This is a genomic window from Variovorax sp. CF313, assembly GCF_000282635.1.
Lineage (GTDB): Bacteria > Pseudomonadota > Gammaproteobacteria > Burkholderiales > Burkholderiaceae_C > Variovorax.
The window spans coordinates 14,467-30,018 of record NZ_AKIW01000009.1; the positions used below are offsets into that span (position 1 = coordinate 14,467).

Annotated in this window: 14 protein-coding genes and 1 tRNA gene; 3 read left to right on the forward strand and 12 right to left on the reverse strand. The window is 69.5% G+C overall.

Annotation, left to right across the window (positions count from 1 at the left end; genetic code table 11):
- Positions 1 to 263: 263 nt before the first annotated feature.
- From PMI12_RS02830 to PMI12_RS02840, 3 genes are all read right to left on the reverse strand, one after another.
- Positions 264 to 710, reverse strand: coding sequence for a hypothetical protein (locus PMI12_RS02830; RefSeq protein ID WP_007828899.1), 447 nt, complete (start codon positions 708 to 710; stop codon positions 264 to 266).
- 401 nt (positions 711 to 1,111) lie between these two features.
- Positions 1,112 to 1,188 (reverse strand) — tRNA-Met (locus tag PMI12_RS02835).
- Between the two features lie 54 nt (positions 1,189 to 1,242).
- Positions 1,243 to 2,757: a VWA domain-containing protein gene (locus tag PMI12_RS02840; RefSeq protein ID WP_007828901.1), complete on the reverse strand. Its 1,515-nt coding sequence runs from the start codon at positions 2,755 to 2,757 to the stop codon at positions 1,243 to 1,245.
- A gap of 135 nt (positions 2,758 to 2,892) precedes the next feature.
- Between PMI12_RS02840 and PMI12_RS02845 the strand changes: the two genes are divergently transcribed.
- Entirely contained in the window at positions 2,893 to 3,558 is a 666-nt protein-coding gene (locus tag PMI12_RS02845) for a sigma-70 family RNA polymerase sigma factor (RefSeq protein ID WP_007828902.1), read from the forward strand.
- Positions 3,555 to 4,751 carry a hypothetical protein gene (locus tag PMI12_RS29330; RefSeq protein ID WP_007828904.1) on the forward strand — a complete coding sequence of 399 codons (1,197 nt, stop codon included), beginning with the start codon at positions 3,555 to 3,557 and terminating at the stop codon, positions 4,749 to 4,751. The genes PMI12_RS02845 and PMI12_RS29330 overlap by 4 nt, the downstream gene beginning before the upstream one ends.
- Before the next feature lie 21 nt (positions 4,752 to 4,772).
- On the opposite strand, the gene PMI12_RS02855 is transcribed toward PMI12_RS29330, so the two are convergent.
- The 4 genes from PMI12_RS02855 to PMI12_RS02870 form a co-directional block, all read right to left on the reverse strand.
- Complete coding sequence (locus tag PMI12_RS02855; protein ID WP_007828907.1) at positions 4,773 to 5,552, reverse strand: enoyl-CoA hydratase; 780 nt, start codon at positions 5,550 to 5,552, stop codon at positions 4,773 to 4,775.
- Between the two features lie 106 nt (positions 5,553 to 5,658).
- Entirely contained in the window at positions 5,659 to 7,485 is a 1,827-nt protein-coding gene (locus PMI12_RS02860) for a M61 family metallopeptidase (RefSeq protein WP_007828909.1), read from the reverse strand.
- A complete protein-coding gene (locus PMI12_RS02865) occupies positions 7,485 to 8,207 on the reverse strand; it encodes a DsbC family protein (RefSeq protein WP_007828910.1) in 723 nt (240 codons plus the stop codon). The genes PMI12_RS02860 and PMI12_RS02865 overlap by 1 nt, the downstream gene beginning before the upstream one ends.
- Positions 8,208 to 8,247: 40 nt before the next feature.
- Positions 8,248 to 9,375, reverse strand: coding sequence for an FAD-dependent monooxygenase (locus PMI12_RS02870; RefSeq protein ID WP_007828912.1), 1,128 nt, complete (start codon positions 9,373 to 9,375; stop codon positions 8,248 to 8,250).
- A 117-nt stretch (positions 9,376 to 9,492) separates the two neighbouring features.
- On the opposite strand from PMI12_RS02870, the gene PMI12_RS02875 reads away from it, so the two are divergent.
- On the forward strand, positions 9,493 to 10,374 hold the full coding sequence (locus PMI12_RS02875; protein ID WP_007828914.1) for an MOSC domain-containing protein: 882 nt from the start codon (positions 9,493 to 9,495) through the stop codon (positions 10,372 to 10,374).
- A gap of 22 nt (positions 10,375 to 10,396) precedes the next feature.
- Here PMI12_RS02875 and rbsD read toward each other — a convergent pair whose 3' ends face one another.
- Genes rbsD through PMI12_RS02900 form a run of 5 tightly spaced genes read right to left on the reverse strand, consistent with a single transcriptional unit; the run spans position 10,397 to position 15,478 of the window.
- The gene (rbsD, locus tag PMI12_RS02880) at positions 10,397 to 10,798 is read right to left on the reverse strand and encodes a D-ribose pyranase (RefSeq protein WP_007828915.1); all 402 of its coding nucleotides are present in this window, start codon (positions 10,796 to 10,798) and stop codon (positions 10,397 to 10,399) included.
- On the reverse strand, positions 10,795 to 11,760 hold the full coding sequence (rbsK, locus tag PMI12_RS02885; RefSeq protein WP_007828916.1) for a ribokinase: 966 nt from the start codon (positions 11,758 to 11,760) through the stop codon (positions 10,795 to 10,797). The genes rbsD and rbsK overlap by 4 nt, the downstream gene beginning before the upstream one ends.
- A complete protein-coding gene (locus tag PMI12_RS02890; RefSeq protein WP_007828917.1) occupies positions 11,757 to 12,854 on the reverse strand; it encodes a LacI family DNA-binding transcriptional regulator in 1,098 nt (365 codons plus the stop codon). Before PMI12_RS02890 ends, rbsK begins: the two co-directional genes overlap by 4 nt.
- A gap of 36 nt (positions 12,855 to 12,890) precedes the next feature.
- Positions 12,891 to 13,886: an ABC transporter permease gene (locus tag PMI12_RS02895; protein WP_007828919.1), complete on the reverse strand. Its 996-nt coding sequence runs from the start codon at positions 13,884 to 13,886 to the stop codon at positions 12,891 to 12,893.
- A complete protein-coding gene (locus tag PMI12_RS02900) occupies positions 13,883 to 15,478 on the reverse strand; it encodes a sugar ABC transporter ATP-binding protein (RefSeq protein WP_007828921.1) in 1,596 nt (531 codons plus the stop codon). Before PMI12_RS02900 ends, PMI12_RS02895 begins: the two co-directional genes overlap by 4 nt.
- Positions 15,479 to 15,552: the final 74 nt, after the last annotated feature.

Here is a 15,552-nt window from a genome sequence, read left to right on the forward strand (position 1 = left end):
TGCCTGTTGAATAGGCATCGCGCTGGCGGGGAAGGGGAAAGGGCGTGGATGTATGCAAAGAGAGACGGGCATGCGAGGGGCGATGCGCGCGGCGTTAGGCATTTCGTACTGATTCGACGAGGAGGGCTCGCGCCACCGCCTTCGATTGACAGCGGATGCCACTCACCGGACATCGCTTCGGCGATTCCTGAGCGCTTCGCTTGGGATGCTGCGCGCCGGCATCGAAGGCTGATGCGGCCCTGCGTATTCCCGATGCCGCGAAATTACTTGGTGCCCCGCGCAAGCTGCGCCCGCCCGAACGGCGTGATGCGCCGGATCACCGCCAGCTCCTGCGGCTCGCTGCTGCTCTTCCACGCCAGCGCGGGGCTGATCGCCGCATCGACGAACCCGGCCTGCTTCAGGGCCTCGATGCAGTTGATCTCCTGCGGGTCCTGCACGCGAAGCGGGAATGTCGATCGTTCGATCGTGCGCAGGTAGTCCAGGGGCTCCGGGCCTGTTCTTGCGGACTTCGGTGCGGCCCCGACCTTGCCGCGGCCGCGCAGGTTGCCGATCTCGGCATGCCCCTCGTCGGTGATGCAGACCACCAGCGCCGCCTGCGCCAGCCTGTAGCTGCCCCCGGTGTCGAAAGCCGGGTCGATGGAGGCCTCGATGAGGCCGGTCGCTTTCAGGACGGAAACGCGTCGCACGTCCTGCGCGTCGGTCACATGCATCGGCAGGCGAGCATGCTCCAGCTGGAGAAGGTAACTGAGTGGCACCGAAGATCCCCTGTCTACGTCCCCCTCCGCTATCGATGCCGCGTCATGCTGCCCAGCCGAACAGGGACTGCAAGAACTTCCCCTGATTCCTGGACAACTCAGGCGCCCCCGAACAAACCACCCCCCTCCGGAAGGGAGGTGGCCGAGAAGGGTGTGATTGTGAATATTTATTCTTTTCGGCGATTCTTGTGGACCGCCCGGGCGGGCGCCATCACCGAAACTGGGTATGCCCATTGGCCAGATGACGGGCGTATCTGGGGAGGGCCCGCGCCGGCGCTGCCGGGCTGGAGAATCAGGCGCGCCCACAAGGAAAAAAGCCTTGCAAGTCGTTGACTTGCAAGGCTTTTTCGTTTTGTTGGTGGCTCTTCACGGACTCGAACCGCGGACCTGTGGATTATGATTCCATCGCTCTAACCGACTGAGCTAAAGAGCCGTCAGTGCAGTTTTGCACCGAGCCCAAAATTATAGCCCAGGCTGAGGGCCCAGTTCAACTACCCGCTGGCAACTTGCCCAATTCTTCGGAAACGAGCCTCACGATCAGCCTGTCCAGCGTCTGCACCGAGTAGTTGCCGACGTCGTGCACGGTCTGCGTTCCGGGGCCGCTGGCCGGGTTCGCCGCCTCCTTGTAGGTGAGGAACACGAAGCGCCCGCCGGTGTACTGCGCGATCTGGCGCTGGATGTATTCGCCCTGCTGGTCGAGCCCCGATGCGCCTACGCTGAACACCTTGATGCCCTTGCCCAGCGCGGCGACCATGTCGTCGTCGTACTGAGGGCCGCCGTAGTCGAGGTGCGGCGGCGCATCGGCCAGCAGCACCACGAGGCGGGTGGTGCCGTTGCCGCGCCAACTCAGCTTGTGGACCGTTTCGTTCAGGGCCTCGTTCATCGCCTCGGGGTAGTCGCCGCCGCCCGCGGCGCGCAGGGCGTCGAGCACGCCCTGGAAGGCGTTCAGGTCATTGGTGAAGTCATGGCGGCGCACCAGGAAGTCGTCGTTGCGGTCGCGGTACGCCACCAGGCCGAAGCAGGTGTCGGGGCGGCTCGGCAGCCTCGCCACCTGGTCGGCGATGGTGCGCAGGGTGGTCTTCAGCTTGGCGATCTCGTCGTCCATCGAACCAGTGGCGTCGATCAGGAAGACCAGGTCGAGCCGGGCGCGCGCGGGTGCGGCGCCCGGCTTGCCTGGGAGCACGACGTCGACGGCATTCTTCTGGCCGCGCTGCAAGAAGGCGGTGCTCTGGCGGCCGTTCTTGCGCACGGTCACTTCGTACACCTCGCTGCGGGCCTTGTCGAAGGCGTTCGGGTGCAGCCACGCGCGCCCGCCCGCGTCGGTGCGCGCCCACATGGCGGCGCCGTTCGCGGCCTGCACGGCCACTTCGGCATCGGGCACGACGGCGCCGCGCGCATCGCGCACCTGGAGCAGGTAGCGCGCGCTGATGTCGCGTTCACGGTGGGCGACCTGGGTGCGGCCGCGGAAGGCGAGGTATTCGCCGAAGTCGGCGTTGTCGTCGACCATGCCGGCGGTGACGGGCTCGCTGGCCGGGCGCGGTGCTTGCGCCGGCGGCTGGACGGCGATGCGGGGAGCGGCGGATGCGGCGGGAGAGGGCATCGCCATCGCCGCGGGCGGGGCCTCGGCGATCGGCGCGGGAGAGGCGGCCAATGCGCCCGAGGCTTCTGCGCGCGACGGCTTGCGCAGCGCATCCGGCGGCGTGGCCGCGTCGGCGAGCGCGCGTCTTTCCCGCAGGGCGTGCCCTTCGAACTGGGCGTTGCGCTGCAGGCCCGGCGTCTCGTGCGTCTGGATCGGTCGGGCGCAGCCGGTGGCCGATGGCGCCTCGAAATTCGGCACGGTAAGCGTTGCCTGCGTGCGGCTGTCGGGCGCGGGCGTCGGCCATCTGACAGGGCCGTCGGCCATGGCCGAGGGCTCGGTGGCGCCGCAGGCCGTCAGGAGCAGTTGGGCGCACAGCAGCACGACGAGCGGCCGGCGGAAGCGGGGAGCGAAGGCGTGGATCATGGAAGGACTCCGGGTGGTTGGGTGCAGGCTGATACGGCGGGCCGCCGCCAACGGGGTTGAGCCCCGCCGCTTTTTTTGCCGCCCTGAACCCCGATGCCTTCCGCCGCCCGTACAAGCTCGGGTGAAAATCCGCCGATGTCCGCGCTTCCCCGCGCCCCTTCCGCCAAGAACGCCCCCGAGCGCCAGGCCATGCCCGACGACCAGTTGATGCTGGCCTATGCGCAGGGCGACGCCGCCGCGTTCGACGTGCTCTACGCGCGCCACGAAGGCGGGCTGTTCCGCTTCGTCAAGCGGCTGCTGGGCGCGCGGCTGGCGGCGCAGGCCGACGAGGTGTTCCAGGACACCTGGGTGCGGATCATCTCGGCGCGCGAGAGCTTCTCGCCGCAGGGCGCGACCTGGCGCACCTGGGCCTTCACCATCGCGCACAACCTCGCGATGGACCGGCTGCGCGTGAGCGGGCGCGAAGTGGCGCTCGATGCGCATGCGGACGACGACAGCGATCCCGTCCCCACGCTCGACCGCGGTGTGCGCGGCGCTGTCGATGCGGCCGCGCATCCGTCGGCCGAAGAGCTCGCGTTCTGGCGCGCCGCGGGCCGCCGCCTGCTGGCCTGCCTCGACGAACTGCCGCCCGAGCAGCGCGCCGCGTTCCTGCTGCACCATGAAGACGGCCTGACCGTTGAAGCGTTGGCCGCAAGCCTGGAGATCGGATTCGAGACCGTGCGCAGCCGCCTGCGCTACGGCCTGCAAAAGCTGCGCGCCTGCATGGAGCGCTACCTGTCGGTGCTGGAGCAACGGGCATGAGCGGCAACACCACCGGTTTCGAAGACGGCCGCGACGACGACCTGCGCGACCCGGCGCTGCGCCGTGCGCTGGACCACGCGCCCGACGGCGAGGCCACGCCCGATCCGCGCACGCGCGACGCGATCCTGAAGATGGCGCACAACCTGGCTGCGGCGCCGGCGTCGACTGCGGGCACGGCCGCCAACAGCGCGAGTGCTCGGCCGTGGTGGCGCCGCCTGTTCGGCGGTGGCGCAGAGCCGCATCCGCGCATGCCGTGGAACGCGGCCTTCGCAACGGTACTGGTGGCCGCGTTCATTACCGTGCTGTGGCGCAGCGAACCGGTGCCCGATGCGCGGCTTGACGGGGAGGCGCGTGTCGGCGGCGCCGCCGCGCCCGCGGCCGAAGCCCCCGCGGCTCCTGCGGCGCCTGCACCCGCGACGGCTGCCGCACCCGAACCCGCGGCGGCGCCGCCGGCCGCGGCGAAGCAAGCCCCGCCGACACCGGCCGCGCCTGCTGCCGAACAGCGCGCCAAGGTGCCGCGCGAAACGGCGCCTATCAAGGAAGCGGCACGCGCCCAGCCATCGCGCAGGGAGGCGGTGCCCGCGCCCACGCCCGTGGCGCCGGCGCCTCCCGCCATCGTCGCCGAGCAGGCCGCCCAAGCCCCCGCGCAGGACGAGCGTCGCGAAGAGCGCATGGAAAGCGAACGCCGGCGCGCCTACGCCCCCGCACCGGCCGCGCCCGCTCCATCCGTTGCATCGCCGCCGGCCGCCGCCCCGCTCTCCCGCCAGTCGCAGGACGCCTCGGCGCTTGCCAGCCAGAGCGGTGCCAGCGGGCAAGCCTCCGGTGCGTTGCAGGACGCTTCGCCGCGTGCGGCGAAGGCTGCGGCGTCTCGAGCCGACGGGCCGCCGTCCTTCTCCGCGCTGGAGCGCTGGACATCGTTCAGTTCGGACGCCGGCGCGCGGCGCGCGCGGGGCGACGTCGAAGGCTTGCCTGCCCTGGTGGGCACGGTGGCGCGCTCGGCCGCCACACCCGATGCGCCCTTCGGTGCCCCGGTGGAGGCGCGACTGTCGCTCTATCGCGGCGACACGCTCATCGCCGTGCTCGAGATTGCGGGCGACCAGGTGCGCTGGACGCCGCACCCCGGCGGCACCGCGCTGGTCGGCACGCCGCCGGCGCAGGCGCTCGCTGCGCTGCGCGCGCTGCTGGCGCGTTGAACCGGAGGCCCGATCGGGCGATCAGGCGTTCTTGAAGTCCGGTGCGCGCTTGTTCAGGAAGGCGTCCATGCCTTCCTTCTGGTCGGCCGTGGCGAACAGCGCGTGGAACAGGCGCCGCTCGAACATCACGCCGTCGCTCAGGCCGCCCTCGAAGGCGCGGTTGACCGATTCCTTGGCCGCCATCACCGAGACCTGCGAGTAGCCGCAGATGATCAGCGCCGCGCCCAGCGCCTCGTCGGCGAGCTTCTCGAACGGCACCACGCGGCTTACGAGACCGGCGCGCTCGGCTTCCGCGGCGTCCATCATGCGGGCGGTGAGCACCATGTCCATGGCCTTGCTCTTGCCCACCGCGCGCGGCAGGCGCTGCGTGCCCCCGGCGCCGGGGATCACGCCGATCTTGATCTCGGGCTGGCCGAACTTGGCGTTGTCGGCCGCGATGATGAAGTCGCACATCATCGCCAGCTCGCAGCCGCCACCCAGGGCAAAGCCGGCCACCGCGCCGATCACCGGCTTGCGGATCGAGCGGATGGTTTCCCAGTTGCGCGTGATGTAGTCGCCCTTGTAGGTGTCGATGAAGCTGTACTTGGCCATCGCCGCGATGTCGGCGCCGGCCGCGAAGGCGCGCTCGCTGCCCGTGAGGATGATGCAGCCGATGCTGTCGTCCGCATCGAAGGCCTTGAGCGCCTGGCCCAGTTCGGTCATGAGCGCGTCGTTCAGCGCATTCAGGGCCTTCGGGCGGTTGAGGGTGATGATGCCGACCTTGCCAGCTTCGGTCCGCACTTCGATGTTTTCGTAGCTCATGGTGTCTCCGGGGGAAGGGAAAAAACGCGCTTCACTATACCCAGCATGGCCCGGAGTTCCCGATGCGAGAACGCCGACCCAGCGCGGGGGAGGACAAAGAGGCGAGTTAACTGCCCAGCCAGTTCGCCACCTTGGCGGCGTCGTGCGAGAACAGGCGCCAGGTGGTCGCCCCGACGGGCAGCACCAGCGGCAGCCTGACCAGTTTGCGGTCGCGGGCCACGATGGCCGTGCACTTGGCCGCATCGCCCAGGTACAGCGCGAGGTCATCGAGCTTGGCGATGCGCCAGGCCTGCGCCGGCCGCTGCTGGCCCTTCCTGCCGACAGCGGGCAGCTCGATGCCGATCCACTCGTCGTGCGCGGAAAAACCGGCCTTCTCGGCCGCGCCACCACGCAGCACCACCTTCACCTGCACGCCGCCATTGGCCTCGGCCACGCGCAGGCCCAGCGCCTGCGCCTGCTGCGAGGGGTCTTCGAGCGTGGCCACGCCGTGCGCGCGCAGCAACTGCGCGAGCGGCAGCTCCTCGGTCGAATGCACCCAGCGTGCGAGTTCCGCCGCATACGAGCGGCCGCTCACGGCCTCGAGCGCGGCGGCAATGTCGGCCTCGCTGATCGGCCCGCCGCCGCTGTGCGTCCACAGGTGGCGCATCACGTCGTCGAGCGTGCCCTTGCCTTCATGGCGCAAGGTGAGGTCGAAGCACAGCGCCACCAGCGCGCCCTTCGTGTAGTAGCTCACCGTGCTGTTGGGCGTCTGCTCGTCCTGGCGATAGTACTTGACCCAGGCGTCGAAGCTCGCGTCGGCCACCGGCTGCACCAGCCGGCCCGGCGTCTGCATGACCTGGTTGATGGTCTTGTTGAGCAGGCGCAGGTAGGCCGCATCGTCGATGCGCCCGGCGCGGCGCAGCAGCAGGTCGTCGTAGTAGCTGGTGAAGCCTTCGAAGAACCACAGCAGCTGCGTGTAGTTTTCCTGGCTGTAGTCGTAGCGCACGAACTCTGCCGGCCGCATGCGCTTGACGTTCCAGGTGTGGAAGTACTCGTGGCTGATGAGCCCCATCAGCGTGGTGTAGCCGTCGGGCTGCTTCTTCTTCTCGCCGCGCTGCGGCAGGTCGCGGCGGTTGCAGATCAGCGCGGTCGAATGGCGGTGTTCGAGCCCGCCGTAGCCGTCGTCGACCGCGTTGAGCATGAACACGTAGCGGTCGATCGGCGGCTTCGGCCCGCCGCGCTTGCCGACCTTTTCGCCGTGCCAGAAGCGCATCTCTGCTTCGCAGATGGCCTTGGTGTCGGCGATCAGCTTGTCGCCATCGAACGAGGCCGCGGCACCCGCGATCACGAAGCGGTGCGGTACGCCGCAGGCTTCGAACTCGGCGCTCCAGAAGGCGCCCAGCTCGACGGGGCTGTCGGCCAATTCATCGTAGCCCGAGGCCTGGTAGCTGCCGAAGCCGTGCTTGTCGGCCTTCAGCGGCACCAGGGCAGTGGCGCACGACCAGCGCGCAGCGTCATCGGCCAACACGGGCGCGACGATCTCCAGCGCATGCGGCGCCTCGGTCTGGCCTTCGACGCGCAGGCACACGCTGGTGCCGTTGAAGAAGCCGCGCTCGGCATCGAGCCAGGCGGTGCGCACCGAGTTGTCGTAGGCGCAGACCCGGTAGTGCAGCATCAGCGGCTGCCCGGGCGTGCACTCGACGAGCCAGCTGCATTTGTCGAGCTGCGTGAGCGCCGGCTTGCGTCGGCCCTGCGTGGCGCGCAGGCCCTGCAGGTTCTTGGCGAACTCGCGCACCAGGTAGCTGCCCGGAATCCACACCGGCAGCGACACGCGCTGCTGCGCCGTGGGCGCGTCGATGGTGAGCGTGATGTCGAAGAGGTGTGCGTGAAGATCCGCACATTCGACGCGATAGCGCACGCCTGCGGCGCGATGCGCGGGAGCCTTCGCCGCCATCAGCTGGACGAAGCGGCGAGTTGCTTCTCGACCTGCTCTGCGGGAATGGCGCCGGGCGTGCGGGTGCCGTCGCTGAAGATCAGCGTCGGCGTGCCGGTGATGTTGTACTTGCGGCCGAACTCGACGTTGCGCTGCAGCGCGGTCACGTCGCAGCTGCTGGCCGCGGTGGCGGGTTTGGTGCTGGCTTCCATCCAGTCGCCCCAGGCCTTGCCCTTGTCCTTGCTGCACCAGATGTCGCGCGACTTGACGTTCGAGTCGGGGCCCAGCACCGGGTACAGGAACAGGTACACGGTGACGTTGTCGACCGTCTTCATGTCCTTCTCGAAGCGCTTGCAGTAGCCGCAGTTCGGGTCTTCGAACACCGCGAGCTTGCGCTTGCCGTTGCCGCGCACGATCTTGATCGAGTCCTTCAGCGGCAGCTGGTCGAAGGCGACGGCGCTGAGCTTTTCCACGCGCTCTTCGGTCAGGTTCTTGCGCGATTTCACGTCGATCAGGTTGCCCTGGATCAGGTAGTTGCCCTGCTCGTCGGTGTAGAAGATCTGCGCGCCGTTCACGCGCACTTCGTAGACGCCCGGGATCGGCGACTTCGAGACTTCGTCGATCGCCGGGAACTGCGGAATGCGCGCCGGCAGGTTCTTGCGGATCTCGGCTTCGCCGGCGGTGGCGGCCACGACCGCGCCCAGCGTGCAGGCGGCGAATAGGAGGTTGCGTACGAGTGTCATCGGGGGATCCGTTGGTTCGATTCGAGAATAAGTGGGCGCGTCAGGCCTTCAGGCCCATGGCTTGCGCCGTGATCCAGTGCTTGACGAGGCGCGTGCGGTCGAAACCGCGCATGCCCCAGTTGCGCAATGCAGGAAGCGGGCCGAGGTTGTGCGAGAAAAGCTGCTGCAGTCCATCGGTTGCGAGGCTCATCTGCAGCACGTCGGCACGGCGGGCGCGCTCGTAACGGCGCAGCAGGCGGGCATCGCCCACGCTGCGCCAGTAATCGCGGTTCCTGATCACCTCGGCCAGCTCGGCCGCATCGGCCAGGCCCAGGTTCAGGCCCTGGCCGGCCAGCGGGTGCACCGTGTGGGCGGCGTCGCCCGCCAAGGCCCAGGAGCGGGTCGGCTGGCCGGGCATGGCGCCGGTCCAGCGGTCGGCGATGGCGCGCGCCAGCGGCCATGCGCCGCGCTCGCTCGTGAGCTTGAGCGCGCCGAGCGCGTTGTGGCTGGCCTCGGTGACGGCGGCGTTGAATTCGTCGTTGCCCTGTGCGAGCAGGTCGGGCGCGCGCAGCTGGTCGACCGACCACACCAGTGCGACCGTCTTGCCGTGCGTGCCGCCGAGCGGCAGCAGCGCGAGCACTTCGCCCCTGTCGTTGAACCATTGGCGCGCGATGCCGTCGTGCGACTGCTCGGCCTCCATGCGCGCCGCGATCGCGTGCTGCGGATAGCGCGTGACCTCGTAGCTCACGCCAAGCGCTTCGCGCGTGGTGCTGGCCTTGCCTTCGCACACCACGGTGAGCGGGGCGACGACGGGCTCGGCCACGACCTCGATCTGGGGCTGGAAGCGCACCGCGTCGGCCAGCTGCTGCTCGAGCGCGGGCACGTCGACGATCCAGGCCAGCGCATCGACTTTCTGGCGTGCGGCGCTGAACTGCACCCGTCCGCCTTCGTCGCCGTGCACCAGCATTTCGCGCACAGCGGTGGCGTGGACGGCGTCGGGCCAGGCGCGCAGCGATTCGAGCAGCGCGCGCGAGGCGGTGTTGAGCGCATACGCGCGGATGTCTTCCTTGCCCTGCGTGGCCGGCGGCACCACCAGCGCGACGCGCACACGTTCGCGCGCGAGCAGCAGGGCCAGCGTGCGGCCGACGATGCCGGCGCCACGAATGCAAACTTCTGGGGGGAGAGCCATCGAACGATTGTAGGAGTTGCCCGTCCAGGGCGGGGCGTGGGCCTTTTCCTGCGGCGGGGAGTTTTCGGGGCGCCTCGATGCCGGACAATTGCCGCCGAATTCCAAGGAACCCCCACCGTGTCCCAGCCTGCTTTCGACCTCGAAGCCACCATTGCGCGCCTGTTCATCTACCCGGTCAAGTCCTGCGCCGGGGTCGAGCTTCCCGAAATGCTGCTGACCGAGACCGGGCTGGAGTTCGACCGGGCCTGGATGGTGGTCGACGCGCAGGGCGAGTTCGTCACCCAGCGGCAGCTGCCGCGCATGGCGCTGATCAAGCCACAGATGAAGCAGATGGAAGTGGTGCTGCGCGCCCCTGGCATGCTGGCGCTGCACCTGGCCTTCGACCGGGTCGAGAAGCCGGTGCGGGTGCGCGTATGGAAAGACGAGGTGCCCGCCTACGACATGGGCGACATCGCCGCCCAGTGGTTCAGCGATTTCCTCTCGGAGCCCGGCAGGCCGCAGACCCTGCGCCTCGTGCGCTTCGACCCCGAGCACAAGCGCCTGTCGAGTATGAAGTGGACCGCCGGCGTCGAGGCGCAGACCCAGTTCGCCGACGGCTACGCGCTGCTGGTGGCGAGCGAGGGCTCGCTGGCCGAGCTCAACGAACGCCTTGCGGCACAGGGCCACGGGGCCGTGGGCATCGAGCGCTTCCGCCCCAACATCGTGCTCGCGGGCATCGAGTCGCACGACGAGGACCGCATCGACGCGCTGCACATCACGACCGGTGAAGGCGAGGCCGAACTGCGCCCCGTCAAGCCCTGTACGCGCTGCCCGATCCCGGACATCGATCCGGCCACCGCCCTCAGCAGCCCCGAGGTCGGCGACACGCTGCGCACCTACCGCGCCGACGCGCGCGTGGATGGCGGCATCACCTTCGGCATGAACTGCATCGTGATCCAGGGTGTGGAGCACATGCTCAAGGTCGGCCAGTCCGTGGGCGCGAACTACAAGTTCGAATGAGCGAAGGCGCTCGAGCGGCGCCTCAGAACTTCACTCCGGCGATCAGGATGATGTTCGCGTAGGGCGTGCATTCGCCCGTGCGCACCATGGCGCGGGCCTTGGCGGTGCGGCGCTTGAATTCCTCGTGCGACACGGTCTGGGGCTCGATGCCCAGCGACTGCGGATACCAGCCCGGCAATTTTTTCGTGTCGCCATCGCCGTCGAGCGCCTCGTCGGCGATCACGATGCCTTCCACCTGCATCTCCGACAGCACCGCCTGCAGCACGTCGTCGAGTTGCGGCACGCCGCGTGCCACCGCGAGGTCGATGCGGCGCGGACCATCGGGAATCGGCAGGCCGGCGTCGCCGAGCACGAGCATGTCGCCGTGGCCCAGCGAGGCGATCACATGGGAGAGTTCGGCGTGCAGCAGGGCGGTGCGTTTCACAGCGTGATCCAGTCGGGAGGCAAGGGACTGCGCAGCACGGCGTCGCGCTGCGGGATGGAAGGTTGGGCGCCGGGCTGCTGGATGCACAGCGCCGCGGCGCGAATGCCCAGGCGCACGGCCTCGTCGAAGGAGTGGCCTTCGCCCAGCGCGACCGCGAGCGCACCCAGGAAGGTGTCGCCGGCGGCCGTGGTGTCGACCGCCTGCACCTTAGGCGCGGGATGATGGCGCGCGCCGTCGGCATCGACGGCCACGGCGCCGCGCGAACCCAGCGTGACCACCACGCGCGCGATGCCCTTGGCGCGCAGCGCCTGGCCGGCCTGCGCCGCTTCCTGCGGGCTGTCGGCGGACTGGCCGCACAGCGTCTGCGCCTCGATCTCGTTGACCACCAGCGTGTCGATCAGCGGCCACAGCGGCTCGGCGATCGCCTGCACCGGCGACGGGTTGAGCAGCACCTTGCAGCCCGCGCCATGCGCCACCGCGATGGCGCGCGCGACCTGGTCCATGGGGGTCTCGAATTGCGTGACGAGGAAGGCCGCGCCCTGCACCTGCTGTTTCAGCGCGGCTTCGTCCACCTCTACCCGGGCGTTGGCGCCGGGAATCATCACGATGCGGTTCTGCCCACTGTCTTCCACGAGGATCAGCGCCGTGCCGGTGGGCTCGTCGGCCACGGTGCGCAACGCGGCGGTGTCGATGCCGTCGTTCTGCAGCGCGTTGCGCAGAGCCGTGCCATGCGCGTCGCCGCCGACGCAGCCGATCATCTGCACTTGTCCGCCTTCGCGCGCACAGCTCACCGCCTGGTTGGCGCCCTTGCCGCCGGGAATGGTGGCGATCGAATGGCCGAGCAGGGTTTCTCCCGCGGCCGGCGCATGCGGTACGCGCAGCACCAGGTCCATGTTGAGGCTGCCGAGCACCACGATGCGCGGCGCCGGGGAGGGGCTGCTGGAAGAAGGCTTCGGGCTCACGGGGTGCGGGACTTTCGGGTTTGCGTTGCAGGCGTTTCGGTCGCAAGGGGCGCGGCGGGCTCGCGGAAGCTCGCATGCCGCGCGGTCGAGGCGCGCACGCGCAGCTCGGGCTGCAGCACCACCTTGCGTGCGTCGCGCCGCTTGCCGCCTACGCGTTCGAGCAGCATGTCGACCGCCAGCGCGCCGATGCGCTCCTTGGGCTGCGCCACGGTGGTGAGCGGGGGGCTGGTGTAGGCGGAGAGTTCGATGTCGTCGAAGCCGACGATCGAGAGTTCGTCGGGTACGCGCACGCCGCTTTCATGCGCCGCGCGCAGCGCGCCGATGGCCATCAGGTCGTTGCAGACGAACACGGCCGAGGGCTTGCGCTCGGTGCGCAGGATGGCGTGCATGGCCTCGTAGCCGCCCTGGCTGGTGAAGCCGCCGCGCCACAGCAGTGCGCTGGCGTTCGCGATGTCGGGCGTCGCGCCGGTCTCGGCCAACGCCATGCGCCAGCCTTCGATGCGCTGCTCGCTCGGCATCACGCCCGCGGGCCCGCCGATGCAGGCGATGCGCTTGTGGCCCAGCGACAGCAGGTGCCGCACCGCGAGCAGGCCGCCCTGCATGTGGGCGGTTTCCACCAGGTCGCAGGCCGGGTCGTCGATCTCGCGGTCGACCAGCACGGTCGGCACGCGCAGGCCGTGCAGCTGCTTCGCCAGCGAATCGTCGTCGGCGGTGCCCGCGCCGGTCGACACCACGATCAGCCCGTCGATGCGGCGCTCGGCCAGCACCTTCAGGTAGACGCTCTGGCGGTGCGGTTCGTCATCGGTGTTGCACAGCACCAGCGTGTAGCCGGCGCCGAAGCAGCGGTCTTCCACGATGCGCACGATCTCGGCGAAGTAGGGATTCGAGCTGTTGGGAATCAGCATGCCCAGCGTCGAGGTGGTGTTGCTCTTCAGGCTTCGCGCCATCGCGTTGGGCACGTAGCCCAGTTCGCGGATGGCGAGCTCCACGCGCTCGCGCACCTTGGCGCTCACGTGGCGCGTGTCGTTGACCACGTGCGACACGGTGGTGACGGACACATCCGCCTTGAGTGCGACGTCCTTGATGGTGGCCATGGCTTTTCCTGTTCCTGGTGGGGCGGGATGCTGTCGTCAGGCCAGGCGGCGGTCGGCACGGCGCTGGCGCAGCGTGTCGATGATGACGGCCACCACGATCACCGCGCCGGTGATGATGCGTTTGCTCGGCTCGCTGGCGCCCACCTGCGCCAAGCCGGCTTCGAGCACCGCGATGATCAGCACGCCGAAGAAGGTGTTGATCACCGAGCCGCGCCCGCCCATGAGGCTGGTGCCGCCGATGACCACGGCCGCAATCACCTGCAGCTCGATGCCGACGCCGGCGTTGGGGTCGGCCGCTTCGAGCCGGGCCGACTGCATCAGGCCCGCGAGCCCGGCCAGCAGGCCGGTGGCGGCGAACACGATGATGCGGATGGGGCGTGGGTCCACGCCCGCCAGGCGCATTGCTTCTTCGTTGGTGCCGATGCCCACCACGTGGCGTCCGAACACCGTGCGCGTGAGCACCATCTGCGCGATGACCACCAGCACCACCGCGAGCACGAAGGCGGCCGAGATGCCGCCGATCCACGGCGCGGCCAGGCCCGAGATGGCGTCGCCCACGTACTGCGTGCGCGAATCGGTCACGAGGTAGGCGCCGCCGCGCACCGCTTCGAGCATGCCCAGCGAGACGATGAAGCTCGGCAGCCGCCAGGCGACCGACACCGCGCCGGTGACCGTGCCGCAGACGAGCCCTGTCGCGAGGCCGAGCACGGCGGCCAGCGGCACCGAGAGCTTCCATTCGAGGATGGCGGCCGCCGTGACCGCGGCGCTCAGCGCCAGCACGGAGCCGACGGACAGGTCGATGCCTGCGATGATCAGCACGAAGGTCATGCCGACGGCCATCACGGCCAGGGCGGGGATTTCATTCGCGATGGAGACGAAGGTCTCGCGCGTCAGGAAGTATTCGCTGAGCGTTCCGAACAGCGCGATCATGCCCACGAGCACGACCGTCAGGCCGAGGTAGGTGCCGAGCTGGCCTTTGAGTGCGGAGGGCGAGGCCGGCGGGTTTTGTTTGGTGGAGGCTTCGGCGTTCATGGTGTGTCGGCGGTGACCGGGGTCGGATCGGAAACGGGAGATACCGTCGGCGGGCTGGCGGCGCGTCCTGTCGCGTCGCTGAATGCGGCGGCCAGCAGCGATTGTTCGGTCCACGCGCCGCGCTCGAACACCGCGACCAGCCGGCCGGCGCTCATCACGCCGATGCGGTCGCACATGGCCATCAGTTCGCGCAGGTCGCTCGACACCATCAGCAGCGCCTTGCCGGCGTCGGTCATGCGGTCGAGTTCGGCGTACAGGTCGGCGCGCGCGCCCACGTCCACGCCGCGCGTGGGTTCGTCGAGCAGCAGCACCTTGCATTCGCGGTGCAGCCAGCGCGCGAACACCACCTTCTGCTGGTTACCGCCGCTGAGCGTGGCGACCGGTTGTTCGATGCTGCGCGAGCGGACGCGCAGCAGCTCCACCAGCCGCTGCGCAATGCCGCGCTCCTTGGCGCGCTGCAGCCAGCCGGCATGGGAGATGGCGCCGAGATCGCTCAGCGTGGCATTGACGCGGATCGACTGCGGCAGCAGCAATCCTTGCGACTTGCGGTCTTCGGTGACCAGCCCGATGCCGGCGCGGATGGCCTGCATCGGCGAGCGCCAGCCCTTGCGCGCGTGCTGCGTGGGCTGGCCGTTTTCATAAAGGGAGATCTCGCCGCGGTCCGCGCGGTCGGCGCCGAACAGCAGGCGCACCAGTTCGGTCCGGCCCGAGCCGACCAGGCCGGCCAGACCCATGACTTCGCCCGCGCGCAGGTCGATGTCGACGTCGCGCACGGCCTGCGCCCGGCCGATGCCGCGCGCGCTCAGCAGCACGGGGCCCGCCACGCGGCGATCGCGGCCTTCGTGCTCGTGCACCGCGCGGCCCACCATGCGCTGCACCAGTTCGGATTCGCGCACGCCGGCCATGGCGCGCACGTCGACCAGCCGGCCGTCGCGCAGCACCGCCACGCGGTCGGCGATGCGCTGCAATTCTTCAAGGCGGTGCGACACGTAGACGATGGCCACGCCGCGCGCCTTCAGCAGGTCGATCTGCTCGAACAGGTGCGCGGTTTCGCGCGGCGTGAGCATGGCGGTGGGCTCGTCGAGCACCAGCACGCGCGTGTCGTCCTGCAGGTTGCGCGCGATCTCGACCATCTGCTGCTGGCCGATGCCCAGCCGCGCCACGGGCGTGGCCGGGTCGATGTTCTGCATGCCGATCTTGGCCAGCTGCTGCGCGGCCAGCTCGTGCAGCTTGCCGCGGCGGATCCAGCCGGTCTTGTTGGGCAGGCGGTCGAGCAGCAGGTTCTCGGCCACCGACAGTGTGGTGACGAGGCCGAGCTCCTGCATGACCATGCGCACGCCCAGCCGCTCGGCGTCGCGGCGCGAGGTGGGCGCAAAGGGCTTGCCGTCGAGCAGCATCTGGCCGCGCGTGGGCTGCACCAGGCCGCAGACGATCTTCGACAGCGTGCTCTTGCCGGCGCCGTTCTCGCCCGTGAGGGCCAGCACTTCGCCGGCATTGAGCACGAGCGAGACGTCGTCCAGCACCGGCGCCGCATAGTCCTTGCCCATGGCGCTCAGCGAGAGCACGGGTGCGCTGCGATTGTTATCAGCCATCGATTGGCAACCTTATTCCAGAAACACCGCGGAACCGGCTTCGCCGGGCCGCAGGTGTTGCCCCCGGTAGGGGG